We start from the raw sequence: 15,584 nt of genomic DNA on the forward strand, positions 1-15,584 counted from the left end.
GCGTCTCGTTTCGATAACGCGAGAACGGGTACGCCACTGAAGTCGGATGTTCGACAAGCGAGCGAGGAGCTGAGATGCGCAGCGCTGAAACGAACCGATCAGACCACCGCCGTGATGCCTACGACGACATCGAACCGTGGTTCGAGAAGCTGGCCGCCCTGGCGCCCGATGACCCGCATCGGGCCCAGCTGCGCGAGGAGATCATCGGTACCTGTCTCCCGCTGGCCGAGCACATCGCCCGACGCTTCGCCGGGCGCGGCGAGGATCTGGCCGATCTCCAGCAGATCGCCACCGTGGGCCTGGTGCTCGCGGTGGACCGCTTCGATGTCACGCGCGGTTCCACCTTCGTGTCCTTCGCCGTCCCGACCGTGATGGGCGAGGTGCGCCGCCATTTCCGCGATCACACCTGGGCGGTGCGGGTTCCCCGGCGCACCAAGGAGATTCAACTCACCATCGGCCCCGCGGTCGAGAAACTCACCCAGCAGCTGCAGCGCATGCCCACCGCCCGCGAGATCGCCGACGAACTCGACGTGGACCTGCTGGAGGTGACACGAGCCCTGATCGCGGGCAACGCCTACAAGGCCGACTCCCTCGATTCCGCCACCCGCGGCGACGGCGAATACGCCTCGTCCGCGGTGATGGCCTCCCTCGGCGCCGAGGAACCGTGCTACCGGCTGCTCGAGGACGCCATGGTGGTGCGTCCCCTCATCGCCGCCCTGCCCGCGCGCGAACGCAAGGTCCTGATCATGCGCTTCTACCAGCACATGACCCAGAACCAGATCGCCGACCGCCTCGGCGTCTCCCAGATGCAGGTCTCCCGCATTCTGGCCGCGACCCTGGCGAAACTGCGCAAGCAGGCTCTCGGCGAGGCGCGCGCGGCCTGAGCTCACTGCCAGGTCGCGGTCTCCGGGTCGACGCCGTGCGCGCGGGCATTGGCGTCGATGATGTCGCGCAGCCAGGCCGTGAGGCCGGGTTGCCTGCCATCGTAGTAGTCGGCGTAGCCGGGCTCGGTGACATATCTGCGGCCTATGCAGACATGCATCGCGTGGCTGCAGTCGAAGTATCTGCCGATCGAGGCCCGGTGCTGTTCGGCCAGCAGGTCGGCGTATTCGCTGCCGGGCACGACGCCGGCGCGGCAGGCCTCGGCCAGGGCGGCCTCGAGGTCGCGCACGTCGTCGGCGACCTCCTGCCACTCGGCGGCGGATCGAGACGCGGCGCGCTCGGCGTACTGCGTCCACTCGGGAGTGTCGCCCCAGCGCCGGCGTGCCTCGTCGACCCGGGCCGGCTGCCAGTCCTTTCCGAATATCCGGATCTGTTCGTCGGCGGACAGCAGAAGGCCCGACTGCCGTGCCTCGATCATGCGATCCAGCGCTTCGCTCATCCGCTGGAGTTCGGTGACGCGTTCGCGCACCTGGTCCCGCTGCTGGATCAGCGAGTCCAGCGCGGTGGAGGACGGTGCGTCGAGTAGCGCCGCGATGTCGTTGAGCGCAACGCCCAGTTCCCGATAGATCAGTACGCGATGCGTGCGGGCGAGATCGGCGGCCGTGTACAGGCGGTAGCCGGAACCCGTGCGCTCGGACGGGCTGACCAGGCCGATCGAATCCCAGTGATGCAGCGCGCGAATCGTGACGCCGACGAGTGCCGCGACGGCACCGACGGTGAGCCCGTCGGTGCCGTCGAACGCTGGGTCGGTCATGCCGTCCAGTCTGGCAGCCGTACCGGACGCGGACCGCGGGGCCACTGCCCTATTCCGGTGCCGTGATGCCGACGGACCGCAGATAGGCGGCCTCCGGGCTGTCCGGATCCCATGGTCGCGCGGCTGTCATGATCACCCGCGTGTGCTCCGGTGTGCGGACCTCCAATTCCACGGAGTTCCAGGGCATCCGGCGCGGGCCGGTGGTGGATCCGGGCCGCAGCCGCTCGCAGGCGGCCGCGATCTCCTCGAGCTGGTTCAGTACGCAGGAGAAGCTCACCGTCAGGTCCGGCGTTCCGGCCCTCGGATCGCCGGGCACGAGCAGCACGTCCTGAAATGCCCAGCGCCGCAGGTGAGTCAGCTGTCCCGGCACGGTGAACAGATCGAAGAAGCCGAGGCCGTGCACCCAGAAGTCCACGGACGCTTCGAGATCGGTGGTCGGCGCGGTGACGAACATGGGCATGCCGTAGAGGCCCCGGAACTGTTCCGGGGCTTGCGCGTCGAGCGCGGGCGTCGGTACCGGGCTGATGTCGAAGGCGGGGTAGGTGTCTGTCATGAGGCCATCGTGGAGCCTCACGCAACGTCAGGGTCAAATGGCGGCCGCTGTGGCGGGCACCGCACCGCCGGTGAGTTCGACCGAGCGCAGCCGGTCGGCGATCTCGGTGGCCGGGTGGGCGAGGACGAGTTCGTCGGCGCCGATGGAGGCAGCGAATTCGGCCAGGTAGGCGTGTACATCGTCGCGGGTGCCGACGGCCGTGTACTTGGTCATGGCGTTGAGCTGCGCGCCCTGCGGGGAGACGAGCAGCGCGTCGATCTCGTCGTCGGAGAAGTCGACGCCGGCCGCGCCGCGCTTGATGAAGGCGCGCGCCCGCGCCCGGTAGGCGATCTTCTTCTGTTCGGCGGCCGCCTCGAAGGTTTCGGCGGCGAAGACGTTCAGGGCCGCCATCACGTACGGCTCGGCCTGCTGCTCCGAGGGTTTGAAGGTGTCGCGGTAGACGTCGACGGCCTCGTGCAGGGCGTCGGGTGCGAAGTGCGAGGCGAAGGCGTAGGGCAGGCCGAGGTATCCGGCGAGCTGCGCCCCGAACAACGACGAGCCCAGAATGTACAGCGGCACAATGCCTTCCGCGCGCGGTACGGCCTGCACCCCGGGTACCCGCGACTTGCCGCTCAGATATCCCTGGAGCTCGAGCACATCATTGGGGAAGGCGTCCGCGGTCTCGTTGGTCCGCCGCAGCGCGCGCAGCGTGGTCTGATCGCTGCCCGGCGCACGCCCGAGCCCGAGGTCGATGCGGCCCGGATGCAGCGTTTCCAGGGTCCCGAACTGTTCGGCGATCACCAGCGGCGAATGGTTGGGCAGCATGATGCCGCCCGCGCCCAGCCGGATGCTCTCGGTGTGATTGGCGACGTGCGCGATGAGCACACTGGTCGCACTGGATGCGATGGACTTCATATTGTGGTGCTCGGCGTACCAGACCCGGCGATATCCGCTGCGTTCCGCGGTCTGCGCCAGCCTGACGCTGTTGTCGAAACTCTCGCGCGCGGTCTGACCGCGGTTGACAGTCGCCAGGTCGAGGAGGGAGAGCGCGGTGGTCATACGGTCGCCTTTCGAGATCGGTGCACGGACTTCACCGATGGCAACGCACGAACCCCCGATTTCAGTTCTTCGCCGTGCGAACGGTCAGCCGCGGGCGTCGGTGCGGGCCGCCACGCGCGGTCCGATGAGCGCGAGCGCGGTCTCCACCGCCACCTCGGTGATGCTGGTGACGGGCTGCCCGGCCTCGATGGTGGAGGCGATGAGTTCGCGGAATCCGCCGTAGAGGATGGTGGCCATCTGCCGGGTCGGCGGATGCAGTTCGGCGGATTGGAATTTCGGTGAGGCGGTGAGGTTTTCGATGAGCCCGATGAATGCCTCGGCCTCCTCGTGATGCTGCCGGCGCGCGCTGTCGCCCATGGCGGGCGATTCCCGGATCCAGGCCAGGCTGATGGTCAGATCCTCCTCCGAGGAGGCGATCCAGGCGGCCACGGCCTGCCGGATCTGCACCTGCCAGGCCGCGTCCGCGTCGACGGCGGCGTAGATGCGTTCGACGGTGCGCCGGTTCCACTCCGACAGCACCGCGATGAAGCAGTCCTGCTTGCTGCTGAAGTGTTCGTAGAAGGTGCGCCGCGAGGTGCGCGCGTGGCGCACCACGTCGGCGACGGTAGTGTCCCGGTAGCCGCGTTCGCGCAGGGCCTCGACCATGCCGTCGAGGAGGCGTCGCCGGAACGCGGATTCCGGCGACGTGTCGGCGATACTCGGTGGCGCGGGTTCGGCACGGGTCACGACGTCAGCGTAGTTGCCTGCTGCGGACGGCCGATCTCGCGAACCGCATGGTGCCGTCCTCGATGCGCCCGTGCCGCAGGGTCACCACGTCCTGGGCGTAGTTCATGCCGAGCCGCCACGGTGAGCGGGATCCGGCCTTGGGGAACTCGGCCATACTGCGCAGTACGTATCCGGCCTGGAAGTCGAGCAGCGGTTGCTCGGTGATGCCCGGATCGGGCCACGGCGTGGCGTGGGTGTACCCGTTGGCGTCCATATGCCGCAGCAGCCGGCACACGAATTCGCTGACCAGGTCGGCCTTCAGTGTCCAGGAGGCGTTGGTGTAGCCGATGGTGAAGGCGAAGTTGGGCAGCCCGCCCAGCATCATGCCCTTGTAGGCCATGGTCGAGGGGAGATCGACCGGCTTGCCGTCGACCGTGAACTCGATGCCGCCGAGCGCCAGCAGTTGCAGGCCGGTGGCGGTGACCACGATGTCGGCCTCGAGTTCGCGACCGGATGCCAGGCGGATGCCGTGCGCGGTGAAACGCTCGATGCGATCGGTCACCACCGAGGCCGCGCCCGAGCCGATGGATCGGAACAGGTCGGCGTCGGGCACCAGGCACAGCCGCTGATCCCACGGCCCATAGCTGGGTTTGAAGTGGACGTCCACGTCGTATCCGGCGGGCAGCTGTTTGATGGTCTCTTTGCGGAAGAACTCGCGCATCATCCGCGGTCGCCGTTTGCTCAGCTGGTAGATCAGCGTGCTGATGGCGACGTTCTTCCACCGGGTGAGGGTGTAGGCGCGGCGCGGACCGAGCAGCTCCCGCAACCGGTTGGCGATGGGGTCCTCGGTGGGCGCGGTCATGATGTAGGTGGGCGAGCGCTGCAGCATGGTGACGTGCGCGGCCGAATCCGCCAGGGCGGGAACGAGAGTCACGGCGGTGGCCCCGCTGCCGATCACCACCACGCGCTTGCCCGCGTAGTCCAGGTCCAGCGGCCAGTGCTGCGGATGCACCACCTGTCCGCGGAATTCGCCGAGGCCCGCGAAGTCCGGGGTGTATCCCTGCTCGTAGCGGTAGTAGCCGCTGCACACGTGCAAGAATGCGCAGGTGAGGGTTTCGCTCTCCCCGTCGTGGTCTACGCGGACCGTCCAGCGCGCCTCGTCGCTGGACCATTCCGCGCCGATCACCTTGTGCCCGTAGCGGATTCGCCGGTCGATGCCCGCTTCGGCGGCCGTGTCGCGCACGTAGCGCAGGATGGACGGCCCGTCGGCGATGGCCTTGGTGTCGGTCCACGGCCGGAATCGGTAGCCGAGGGTGTGCATATCGGAGTCCGAGCGCACGCCCGGATACCGGAACAGATCCCAGGTGCCGCCGATCGCGTCGCGCGCCTCCAGGATCGCGTAGCCGCGCTGCGGGAACGCCTCCTGCAGGTGGCGGGCCGCGCCGATGCCGGACAGGCCCGCGCCGACGATGAGGACGTCGAAATGTTCGCTCAAGGCTTGGCTCCCTTGCTGCCGCGTGCCCGGATCGCGCGTTCGACCAGCCCGATCACGCTGAGGTAGTGGGTGGGGGTGATCCGCGCCAGCGCGTCGATGAGATAGGCGTCCGGGCCGACCAGAATGCGGGCCTTCCCGCGTTCCACGCCCCGGCAGATCACCTCGGCCGCCTTGTCGGGCGTGGTGAGGGTGACCGCGTCGAATTCGGCGGCCATTTGTTCATGGGTGCGGCCCTTGCCCTCCGGATCTTTCCGCACCCGGGCGTTACGCGCGATATTCGTCTTGATGCCGCCCGGATGCACGGTCACCGCGGAGACACCGGTGCCCTTCAGCTCCTGCCGCAGTGCCTCGGTGAAGCCGCGCACCGCGAATTTCGCCGCACAGTAGGCACTTTCGTAGGGCACGCCGATGAGCCCGTACACGCTGGAGGTGTTCACGACGACGCCCTGGTCCTGTTCGACCAGCAGCGGCAGGAAGGCCCGCGTCCCGTTGACGACGCCCTCGAAGTTGATCTGCCGCAGCCATTCGTCGTCCTCGGGCACGGCGTCGAGCACCGAGGAGGCCAGGGCCACACCGGCATTGTTGAACACCGCCGCCAGGGGCGCGTCGATCCAGTCGCGCACCTCACCGGCGAAGGCGTGCTGATCGGCGGCGTCGCGGACGTCGAGCACCCGGGTGAGCACCGGGCCGTCGAGCGAGTCCGCCGTCTGCTTCAGCCCGGCCTCGTCGATATCGGCGATGGCCACCGGAGACCCTGTGCGGGAGAGGAATTGGGCGAGACTGCGGCCGATTCCGGAGGCCGCGCCGGTGATCATCACGGGTCGGCCGGACAGTGGCCTGGCATTAGCGGACATCGCTGCTCCTCGCCGCGGTGCGAATGTGGTCGTCGATGAGGTCGGTCAGAATCGGCCAGAGCCCGGCGGGCAGATCGTGGCCCATGCCCGGCACGGTGCGCAGCCGCGCGCCGGGGATGGCGCGGGCGGTGGCCGCTCCCCCGCTCGGGCTCACCATCAGGTCGCGGTCGCCGTGGACGACCAGCGTCGGCGTGGTGATGCTCCGCATCTCCCGAGTCCTGTTGCCGGACTTGAAGATCGCGCCGAGCTGGCGGCCGACCCCGGCGGCGGGGCGTTCGTCGCGGTCCCAGGTGAGCGCGGCGGCGGCGCGCACCACGTGCTCGTCGAACGGGTACCCGGCGGCCGAGATGTGCCGGTAGATGCGCACCGCGGAGTCGATGTGCTCGTCGCGGGTGCGGGCGGGCGGCGCGAACATGAGCCGCCAGGTGGACAGCGCGGGGCGGCCGAGTCGCAGTGCGCCCGTGGTGGACATGACCGAGGTCAGCGACCGGACGCGGCCGGGATCGCGGGCGGCGATGGTCTGCCCGATCATGCCGCCCATGGACATGCCGACGATATGCGTGGACTCCACACCCAGCACATCCAGCAATCCGACTGTGTCCCTTGCCATGTCACCGATGTCGTACTGTTCGGGCGCCCAGTGCCGCCGCAGCAGGTCGACCGGTCCGGGCGGCCGGAATCGCGCATGCGTCGAGCGGCCGACATCCCGGTTGTCGAAACGGATCACCTGGTAGCCGCGGTCGATCAGCAAGCGGCACAGGCCATCCGGCCACTCGTGGTACTGCTGGCCGAGTCCGGCGATGAACAGCAGCGGCACCCCGTTCTCGTCGCCGGATCGCTCATAGGACAGCGTGATTCCCCGGCCGACCTCGGCGAGTTGCTCGCTCATGCGGTCACCTCGGCCGACCGCGCCGCAGCACCGCCCCGCCGCGCGGATCCGGTGGCGGCTTCCCCGTCCGCGCCCACGTCCGGCCGGGCCGTGCGGCGGCGCACGATCGCGCGGCCCTTCTTGGCGGGCACCAGCGCGACGCCGCGGAAGTGGGTGCGTTCCTCGGGCGCGTCGGTGGTTTCGAGGGTGAAATCCCGCAGCAGCGTGCGCAATACGACATTCAGTTCCATGGTGGCGAAGGACGCGCCGATGCAGCGCCGCGCGCCGCCGCCGAACGGGATCCAGGTCCAGGTGTTGGGCCGTACGCCGAGGAACCGGTCCGGGTCGAAGGCACGCGGGTTCGGGAACAGTTCCGCGCTGTCGTGCATCCCGCGAATGCTGACGAAGACCGTCTGCCCGCGCGGCAGCGTCCAGCGGCCCAGTTCGAAGGATTCGGCGCAGATCTTGCGCGCGGTGAAATCGATGACCGGCCGCACCCGCTGCACCTCCACCAGGGTGGCCTCGCGCAGTTCCGATCCGCCCGCGTCGACCTCGGCGACCAAGCGGCGCAACAGTTCCGGATGCCGGCGCAAGCGTTCGACGGTCCACGCCAGGGTGGTGGCGGTGGTCTCGTGCCCGGCGGTGAGCAGGGTGAGCAGTTCGTCGGAGATATGGCCGCGGGTCATGGGTGAGCCGTCCTCGTAGCGGGACTGGATCATCATGGCGAGGACGTCGTTGCGGTCGGCGAGGCCGGGGTCGGCGGCGGTGCGCTCGATCAGGCGGGCCACGATCTCGTCGTATTCGCGGCGGTAGCGGGCGAATCGGGCCCACGGACCGTAGCTGCCGAGGAAGCCGCGCGGCACCGGCAGCGCCGCCAGCGCCGAGCCGATCAATACCAGTTTCGGTAGCAGCGTGCGCAATTGGTCGAATTCCGCGCCCTCCGCGCCGAAGACCGCGCGCAGGATCACATTCAGCGTGATCCGCGACATCGAGTCCATGGTGGGGAATTCCCGGCCGTGCGGCCAGGTCGCCATCTCGCGGATCGCTTCTTCCTCGATGAGCTGTTCGTAGACCGCGAGGCGGCGGCCGTGGAAGGGCGGGGTCAGCAGCTTGCGCTGCTTGCGATGCTGATCGCCCTTCAGGGAGAACAGCGACCCGGGTCCGAGGAATTCGCCGAGGTTCACCTCGATGGTGTCCACCTGATCGGTCGGCGCGGTGAACAGCGCCTTCACTTCGGCGGGATCGGACAGGACGACGGCCGATCCGAATCGCGGCACCGAGACCACGAACGCGGATCCGTACTTTTCGTGCCAGCCTCGCCAGGTGCGCGTGCGCGCCACCATGATCTGCAGTCCTTGGACGAAGCCGGGCGTCCTCGGACCGTCGGGAAGTTTCGCAGTGGTCATAGCCACCCCTCACCGTGGTACTCCTGTGTACCAGCAGAACGGTACGCGCACGTACCACGGTGTGGCAAGGGTCACTTTCGCGGCGGCCGAAGGGCTTTCGACCTGGGGATGTCCGAATTCGGAAGGTCTGGCGAACGCTCAGTTACGGAATATTGTCCTCGTCCGCGGGTGGCACCGCGGGCTCGGGCAGCGGTCCCGTCGCGGCGTCGATCTGCTCGCTGAGATAGCGCAGGATCACCGTGGCCATGGCCGCCACCGGCACGGCGAGGAACGCGCCGACGATGCCGTACAGCGAACCGCCCACGGTGATGGCCAGCAGCACCACCACGGCGTGCATCTGCATACTGCGGCTCTGCAGAACCGGTTGCAGCACATTGCCTTCCAGCTGCTGCACGATGAGGATGATGGCCAGCACGATGAGCGCGGTCGTCACACCCTTCGACACCAGCGCCACCAGCACGGCCAGCGCGCCGGCCACGAACGCGCCGACGATCGGCACGAAGCCGCCGAGGAAGGTGAGCACGGTCAGCACCGCCGCGAGCGGAATGTCGAGCACCACCAGGCCGATGCCGATGAAGAACGCGTCGATCAGGCTGACCAGGGCCTGCGTGCGGATGAAGCCGCCGAGGGTGATCCAGACCCGGTTCAGCACCTCCTCGACATGGCCGCCGCCGCGGCTGCCGATGAGCGTGTGCAGCCAGGGCAGCAGCTTCGGCCCGTCCTTGACGAAGAAGAAGGCCAGCATGAGCACCAGGAACAGGGTCACGATGCCGGAGGTCGCGGTGCTGACGCCGCTGAACACGCCGGTGGCGATGCGCTCGGCGCTCGATTGCAGCCGCTGCACGAGCGCGTCGACCGCCGAATCCAGTTGCTCCTGACGGATGTTCAGCGGCGGGCCCTGCAGCCAGTCGCGCACCCGGTTGATGCCCTCGGTGGACTGGTCGGCCAGATCGGGGGCCTGATCCACCACCGATGGGACGATGAGTGCGATCACACCGGCGAGCACGCCGATCAGGCCGACCGTGGTGGTGGCGGCCGCCGCGCCGGGCGGGAATCCGTGTTCGCGCAGCCAGCGGGTGGGCGGCCACAGCACCGTCGCGACCACCAGCGCCAGCGCCATGGGCAGGATCGCCACCCATAGCTTGGCCATGAGGAATCCGAGCACCCACGCGCCGGCCGCGATGGCGACTATCGCGATGGACCACTTTGCGAGCCACAGGATTCCGTTCCCGATCACCGTGCCGCGATCGGGTTTCGGCGAGTCGGGCGTGGCCTTCCCGCGGTCGGGGTCGGCCTTCGGCTCGGTGGTGGGTTCGTTCTGGGGCTCGCTCACGCCCCACAGTCTGGCACGATCACGCCTCTGATCCCGGGATCCGGGCGTTCCGGGCGACGACACCGGATGCCCGGGGACCGCCGCCGACCAGTGCCGACGGTAACGTGAACAGTTGGTCCGCCTGAGTTTGCCGACCGGTAACCCTTTTGTGAAACAACGGACGTCGAACCGCTGGGCAGCTTTTTCTGAGAGGTGGGTAGGACGTGATGTCGCAGCCGCAGGCCGATACCGCGGTGGCACGGAACCTGATGCTGCGGGCGGAATTCGCGCCGCCCGCGCGCACCCTGGTCGACATTCTGGCCGCGACCGCCTCGGCATATCCGGACGCGCCCGCCATCGACGACGGCGAGGCGGTGCTCACCTACGCCGAACTGCTCGCCGAAATCGACCACGAAGTCGGCAGACTGGCCGCAGCGGGCGTCCGCCCCGGCGACCGCGTCGGCGTGCGCATGCCCTCGGGCACCCGCGCCCTCTACGTGACCATCCTCGCCGTCCTGCACGCCGGTGCGGCCTACGTCCCCGTCGACGCCGACGACCCCGACGAGCGCGCCCGCCTCGTCTTCGGCGAAGCCCGCGTCAGCGCGATCGTCACCGGTGACGGAATCCGTCCGGGCACCGCGACCGGGGATGACGAAAGTACGGTCACCACACCCGGATACGGCGATCCGGCAACCGAAGCAGGCACGGCCGCCGCCGCGGCGCGGCAGGAGTCGGGTCCGGCCGCAGCGCGTCCCGCCACCGCCGACGACGCGTGGATCATCTTCACCTCCGGTTCCACGGGGACGCCGAAAGGCGTTGCGGTGACCCATCGCAACGCGGCCGCGTTCGTGGACGCGGAGGCGCGGCTGTTCCTGCAGCGCGACCCCATCGGGCCGGGCGATCGGGTGCTGGCGGGGTTGTCGGTGGCCTTCGACGCCTCGTGCGAGGAGATGTGGCTGGCGTGGCGGAACGGGGCCTGCCTGGTGCCCGCGCCGCGCGCACTGGTGCGGACGGGCGCGGATCTGGGGCCGTGGCTGGTGCGGCGGGAGATCAGCGTCGTGTCCACGGTGCCGACGCTGGCGGCGACCTGGCCCGCCGAGGCGCTGGATTCGGTGCGGCTGCTCATCTTCGGCGGGGAGGCGGTGCCGCCGGAATTGGCCGAGCGCCTGGCGGGCGGCGCGGATTCCGAACGCGAGGTGTGGAATACCTACGGGCCGACCGAGGCCACCGTGGTGGCATGTGCCGCGCTGTTGCACGGGTCGTTCCCGGTGCGGATCGGCCTGCCGCTGGACGGCTGGGATCTCACGGTGATCGACGCCGCCGGAAATCCGGTGGGCGAGGGCGAATCCGGGGAACTGGTAATCGGCGGCGTCGGGCTGGCCCGGTATCTGGATCCGGCCAAGGATGCCGAGAAGTACGCCCCGCTGCCGTCCGTCGGCTGGGAAAGGGCCTATCGCAGTGGCGATCTGGTGCGCAACGACAGCGCCGGGCTGGTGTTCCTCGGGCGGGCCGACGATCAGATCAAACTCGGTGGCCGCCGGATCGAACTCGGTGAGATCGACAATGCGCTCCAGCACCTGCCCGGGGTGACCGGGGCTGCCGCCGCGATTCGAAGCACCAAGGCGGGCAACAAGATTCTCGTCGGCTACCTGACCGGACCGGATGCCGACTACGACCTCGCCAAGGCCAGAGCCATTCTCGGGGAGGAACTTCCGGCTCCGCTGGTCCCCCGCCTGGCCGTCGTCGCCGAACTGCCGACCCGCACCTCCGGCAAGGTCGATCGCGACGCGCTGCCCTGGCCGCTGCCCAAAGCCGGTGCGGCGGAGGCCGAAGCCGGTCTCACCGCCACCGAGCAGTGGGTGGCGGGCCTCTGGGATTCGATCCTCGGGGCCGAGGTCAACGATCCGAAGGCCGACTTCTTCGATCTGGGCGGCGGTTCGCTGGCCGCCGCGCAACTGGTGACCGCGCTGCGCGAACGCAACCCGCGCATCACCGTCGCCGACCTCTACGACCATCCCCGGCTCGGCGCGCTGGCCGAGATGATCGACGCGAGCGCGCCCACGGTCGCCGTGCGGGAGCGCGTCGTACAGCCGGTTCCGCGCAGCGCCCAGCTGTTCCAGGTGCTGGCCACGATTCCACTGACCACACTCACCGGCCTGCAGTGGCTGACCTGGCTGGCCATCGTCGGCAATATCGCCGCCTGGTCGGGGTCGCTGCCCTGGCTGCCGCATCTGTCGTGGTGGTGGGCGCTCATCGCCTTCCTGCTGTTCATCTCGCCACCGGGCCGCATGGCGCTGTGCATCATCGGTTCCCGGGTACTGCTGCGCGGCGTCGAGGCGGGCAGCTACCCGCGCGGCGGTCTCGTCCATCTGCGGTTGTGGACCGCCGTGCGGCTCTCCGAGGCCAGTGGCGCCGAAAACCTGTCCGGCGCACCGTGGATGGTCCCGTTCGCACGGGCGCTGGGCGCGCGCATCGGCAAGGGCGTCGACCTGCACACCCTGCCGCCGGTGACGGGCATGCTCGTGCTCGGCGACGGCTGCAGTGTGGAACCCGAGGTCGATCTGTCCGGCTACTGGATCGACGGCGACCTGGTGCACATCGGCCCGATCAGCATCGGCCCCGGCGCGGTCGTCGGCGCGCGCTCGATCCTGCTGCCCGGCACCAGGATCGGCAAGAACGCCGAGATCGCGCCCGGTTCCTCGGTATCCGGCAAGGTCAAGGGCGAACAGGAGTGGGCGGGCTCCCCGGCGGTGAAAGTCGGTAAGGCGCAGCATCGCTGGCCCGATCACACGCCCGCGCGGGCCACGCACTGGGTGGCGATCTTCGGCATCACCTCGATGGTGCTGGCCGCCGTGCCGATCCTCGGACTCGGCGCGGGCGGCGCGTTCATCGCCTGGTGGATTCGCGATACCGCCACGCTCGGTGCGGCTTTCGGGCGAGCCTTCGCGATCCTGCCGGTGGCGATGCTGCTCAGCCTGGGCGTCTACGCGGTGGTGACGGTGCTCGCCGTGCGGCTGTTCAGCATCGGCCTCACCGAGGGTTATCACCCGGTGCGCAGCCGGGTCGGCTGGCAGGCGTGGTCCACCGAACGGCTGCTGGATTCCGCGCGCACCTTCCTGTTCCCGCTGTATGCCAGTCTGCTGACACCGATCTGGCTGCGCCTGCTGGGCGCGAAGGTGGGCAAGCGGGTGGAGGCGTCCACGGTGCTGCTGCTGCCGAAGTTCACCACGGTCGCCGACGGCGCGTTCCTCGCCGACGACACCATGATCGCCAGTTACGAACTCGGCGGCGGCTGGCTGCGCATCGGTGAGGCGAAGGTGGGAAAGCGTGCGTTCCTGGGCAATTCGGGGATGACCGCGCCCGGTCGCCGGGTGCCGAAGAACGGTCTGGTGGCGGTGCTCTCGGCCGCGCCGTCGAAGGCCAAGGCGGGGTCGTCGTGGCTGGGCAGTCCGCCGGTGCGCCTGCGACGGGCGGCCGAATCCGCCGATACCGCACGCACATTCGATCCACCGCCGCGGTTGCGCATCGCCCGCGCCGTCGTGGAGACCTGCCGGTTGATCCCGGTGCTGGTGACCTTCGCCATCGGGCTCGGGGTGTTGTTCGCGCTGGCGTGGCTGGCCCGTGAGCTGGGGCATCTGCCCGCCGCACTGCTCAGCGGTCTGGTGCTGATGGTGGCGGGCGCGGTGGCGGGCGCGTCCTCGGTGATGGCGAAATGGCTGCTGGTGGGCCGTATCCGGGCCGAGGAGCATCCGCTGTGGAGTTCGTTCGTGTGGCGCAACGAGGTGGCCGACACCTTCGTGGAACATGTGGCGGCACCGTGGTTCGCACGGGCGGCCACCGGAACCGCCGTACTCAATGTGTGGTTGCGCGGACTCGGCGCGACGATCGGGCGCGGGGTATGGTGCGAGTCCTATTGGCTGCCGGAGGCCGACCTGGTGACTCTCGGTGATGGTGCGACCGTGGAGCGGGGGTGTGTGGTGCAGACCCATCTCTTCCACGACCGGATCATGGCGATGGACACCGTAACCCTCGGCGCGGGAGCCACTCTCGGCCCGCACTGCGTGGCCCTGCCGGCGTCGAGCCTGGGCGCGGGAGCCACGGTCGGACCGGCTTCGCTTGTCATGCGCGGTGATTCGGTGCCGCCGTCCACCCGCTGGTGGGGTAACCCGATCGCACCGTGGCCGGGTGATACGAAGGAGGAGCGCTGATGGTGAACCCGTTCGAAGACGCTCCCATCGATGATTACCTGCCGCAGAACGGGAATCGCGGCTATCGGGTATCGCGCTACGACCTCGAGCTCGCGTACCGCGTCTCCAGCAACAGGCTGGCGGGCCGCGCCGAGATCACCGCGGTGTCGCTGGGCAGCCGGGACCGCTTCGCCTTCGACCTCTCGCAGGCACTCGGTGTCTCCAAGGTGTTCGTCAATGGCGCGAAGGCCGCGAAATATGTGCACCAGCGCGGCAAATTGGTGATCACGCCGCCGCAGAAGATCCCCGCCGGTGGTGCGCTCGTCGTGGCCGTGCACTACGCGGGCGTCCCCAAGCCGGTGCGCGGCCCGTGGGGTGAGGTCGGCTGGGAAGAGCTCACCGAGGGCGCGCTGGTCGCCAGTCAGCCCAATGGCGCGGCGTCCTGGTTCCCCTGCGACGATCATCCGAGTTCCAAAGCCAGCTACCGCATTTCGATCACCACCGACTCGCCGTTCTACGCCCTGGCCAACGGCACCCTGACCCACAAGCAGACCAAGGCCAGTCAGACCACCTGGGTCTACGAGCAGCCCGAACCCATGTCCACCTACCTGGCCACCATCCAGATCGGCCCCTACCGCAAACACCGTCTCGAGGCCCCGCGCGGCATGGTCCCCATGCACGCCGTCCTCCCGAGTCGCCTGCGCGCCGACTTCGATCATGATTTCGCCCGGCAGCCCGACATGATGGCCCTGTTCATCGAGAAGTTCGGCCCCTACCCGTTCGAGGCGTACACCGTCGTGGTCACCGACGACGACCTCGAGATACCCATCGAGGCCCAGGGCCTCTCCACCTTCGGCGCGAACCACTGCGACGGCGACCGCAGCTCCGAACGACTGGTAGCCCACGAACTGGCTCACCAGTGGTTCGGCAACAGCCTCACCATCCGCCAGTGGCGCGATATCTGGCTGCACGAAGGTTTCGCCTGTTACGCCGAATGGCTCTGGTCCGAAGCCTCGGGCGGGTCCACAGCCGACCATCAGGCGCGCGCGGCCCGGCACAACCTGTCGCGGCTGCCCCAGGATCTGATCATCGCGGACCCGGGTCCGACCCACATGTTCGACGACCGCCTGTACAAGCGCGGTGCGCTGACCCTGCACGCCCTGCGACTGCGGCTGGGCGACCGGCCGTTCTTCGACCTCCTGCGCGCGTGGACCACGCTGCACCGCCATTCCTCGGTGACCACCGACGACTTCACCGCGCTCGCGGCGAATTACAGCGAGACCCCGCTGCGCGACCTGTGGATCGCGTGGCTGCACAGCAAGCCGCTCCCCGCACTCGACTGACCCGTCCGAGCAGCCGGGCGCGGAGCGTCTCGGACCTCATCGAGAGTCCGCCGCAACCCCCGGAACAACCGTACCCACGGCTGCACCGCGATATCCCCCAGCTCCGCGCCCTCCATCAGAAAATCCG

At 69.0% G+C, this 15,584-nt stretch carries 12 protein-coding genes; 3 read left to right on the forward strand and 9 right to left on the reverse strand.

What is annotated here, in order from left to right; genetic code table 11:
• Positions 1 to 74: 74 nt before the first annotated feature.
• A complete protein-coding gene (locus JK358_RS22960) occupies positions 75 to 884 on the forward strand; it encodes an RNA polymerase sigma factor SigF (RefSeq protein WP_201950084.1) in 810 nt (269 codons plus the stop codon).
• 2 nt (positions 885 to 886) lie between these two features.
• Here JK358_RS22960 and JK358_RS22965 read toward each other — a convergent pair whose 3' ends face one another.
• From JK358_RS22965 to JK358_RS23005, 9 genes are all read right to left on the reverse strand, one after another.
• Entirely contained in the window at positions 887 to 1,696 is an 810-nt protein-coding gene (locus JK358_RS22965) for a MerR family transcriptional regulator (protein WP_201950085.1), read from the reverse strand.
• Positions 1,697 to 1,745: 49 nt separating this feature from the next.
• Positions 1,746 to 2,249: a VOC family protein gene (locus JK358_RS22970; RefSeq protein WP_201950086.1), complete on the reverse strand. Its 504-nt coding sequence runs from the start codon at positions 2,247 to 2,249 to the stop codon at positions 1,746 to 1,748.
• A 33-nt stretch (positions 2,250 to 2,282) separates the two neighbouring features.
• The gene (locus JK358_RS22975) at positions 2,283 to 3,287 is read right to left on the reverse strand and encodes an LLM class flavin-dependent oxidoreductase (protein WP_201950087.1); all 1,005 of its coding nucleotides are present in this window, start codon (positions 3,285 to 3,287) and stop codon (positions 2,283 to 2,285) included.
• Between the two features lie 84 nt (positions 3,288 to 3,371).
• Complete coding sequence (locus JK358_RS22980) at positions 3,372 to 4,013, reverse strand: TetR/AcrR family transcriptional regulator (protein WP_307817683.1); 642 nt, start codon at positions 4,011 to 4,013, stop codon at positions 3,372 to 3,374.
• A 4-nt stretch (positions 4,014 to 4,017) separates the two neighbouring features.
• The gene (locus JK358_RS22985) at positions 4,018 to 5,487 is read right to left on the reverse strand and encodes a flavin-containing monooxygenase (RefSeq protein ID WP_201950088.1); all 1,470 of its coding nucleotides are present in this window, start codon (positions 5,485 to 5,487) and stop codon (positions 4,018 to 4,020) included.
• The gene (locus tag JK358_RS22990; protein WP_201950095.1) at positions 5,484 to 6,341 is read right to left on the reverse strand and encodes an SDR family NAD(P)-dependent oxidoreductase; all 858 of its coding nucleotides are present in this window, start codon (positions 6,339 to 6,341) and stop codon (positions 5,484 to 5,486) included. Before JK358_RS22990 ends, JK358_RS22985 begins: the two co-directional genes overlap by 4 nt.
• Positions 6,331 to 7,230, reverse strand: coding sequence for an alpha/beta fold hydrolase (locus tag JK358_RS22995; protein WP_201950102.1), 900 nt, complete (start codon positions 7,228 to 7,230; stop codon positions 6,331 to 6,333). Before JK358_RS22995 ends, JK358_RS22990 begins: the two co-directional genes overlap by 11 nt.
• A complete protein-coding gene (locus tag JK358_RS23000) occupies positions 7,227 to 8,615 on the reverse strand; it encodes a cytochrome P450 (protein ID WP_201950104.1) in 1,389 nt (462 codons plus the stop codon). Before JK358_RS23000 ends, JK358_RS22995 begins: the two co-directional genes overlap by 4 nt.
• A gap of 142 nt (positions 8,616 to 8,757) precedes the next feature.
• Positions 8,758 to 9,948 carry an AI-2E family transporter gene (locus JK358_RS23005; protein WP_372440699.1) on the reverse strand — a complete coding sequence of 397 codons (1,191 nt, stop codon included), beginning with the start codon at positions 9,946 to 9,948 and terminating at the stop codon, positions 8,758 to 8,760.
• A gap of 206 nt (positions 9,949 to 10,154) precedes the next feature.
• On the opposite strand from JK358_RS23005, the gene JK358_RS23010 reads away from it, so the two are divergent.
• Both JK358_RS23010 and JK358_RS23015 read left to right on the forward strand, forming a co-directional pair.
• Complete coding sequence (locus JK358_RS23010) at positions 10,155 to 14,135, forward strand: Pls/PosA family non-ribosomal peptide synthetase (protein ID WP_201950107.1); 3,981 nt, start codon at positions 10,155 to 10,157, stop codon at positions 14,133 to 14,135.
• Positions 14,135 to 15,457, forward strand: a complete 1,323-nt coding sequence (locus tag JK358_RS23015) for a M1 family metallopeptidase (RefSeq protein ID WP_201950108.1) — start codon at positions 14,135 to 14,137, stop codon at positions 15,455 to 15,457. The genes JK358_RS23010 and JK358_RS23015 overlap by 1 nt, the downstream gene beginning before the upstream one ends.
• Positions 15,458 to 15,584 lie beyond the last annotated feature (127 nt).

The sequence above is a fragment of the Nocardia acididurans genome (assembly GCF_016741815.1).
Taxonomy (GTDB): Bacteria; Actinomycetota; Actinomycetes; order Mycobacteriales; family Mycobacteriaceae; genus Nocardia; species Nocardia acididurans.

What these genes read in the sequence shown, in the direction of transcription:
- JK358_RS22960 (WP_201950084.1), top strand. Translation starts at nt 75, where the DNA reads ATGCGCAGCGCTGAAACGAACCGATCAGACCACCGCCGTGATGCCTAC.
- JK358_RS22965 (WP_201950085.1), bottom strand. Translation starts at nt 1,696, where the DNA reads ATGACCGACCCAGCGTTCGACGGCACCGACGGGCTCACCGTCGGTGCC.
- JK358_RS22970 (WP_201950086.1), bottom strand. Translation starts at nt 2,249, where the DNA reads ATGACAGACACCTACCCCGCCTTCGACATCAGCCCGGTACCGACGCCC.
- JK358_RS22975 (WP_201950087.1), bottom strand. Translation starts at nt 3,287, where the DNA reads ATGACCACCGCGCTCTCCCTCCTCGACCTGGCGACTGTCAACCGCGGT.
- JK358_RS22990 (WP_201950095.1), bottom strand. Translation starts at nt 6,341, where the DNA reads ATGTCCGCTAATGCCAGGCCACTGTCCGGCCGACCCGTGATGATCACC.
- JK358_RS22995 (WP_201950102.1), bottom strand. Translation starts at nt 7,230, where the DNA reads ATGAGCGAGCAACTCGCCGAGGTCGGCCGGGGAATCACGCTGTCCTAT.
- JK358_RS23000 (WP_201950104.1), bottom strand. Translation starts at nt 8,615, where the DNA reads ATGACCACTGCGAAACTTCCCGACGGTCCGAGGACGCCCGGCTTCGTC.
- JK358_RS23010 (WP_201950107.1), top strand. Translation starts at nt 10,155, where the DNA reads ATGTCGCAGCCGCAGGCCGATACCGCGGTGGCACGGAACCTGATGCTG.
- JK358_RS23015 (WP_201950108.1), top strand. Translation starts at nt 14,135, where the DNA reads ATGGTGAACCCGTTCGAAGACGCTCCCATCGATGATTACCTGCCGCAG.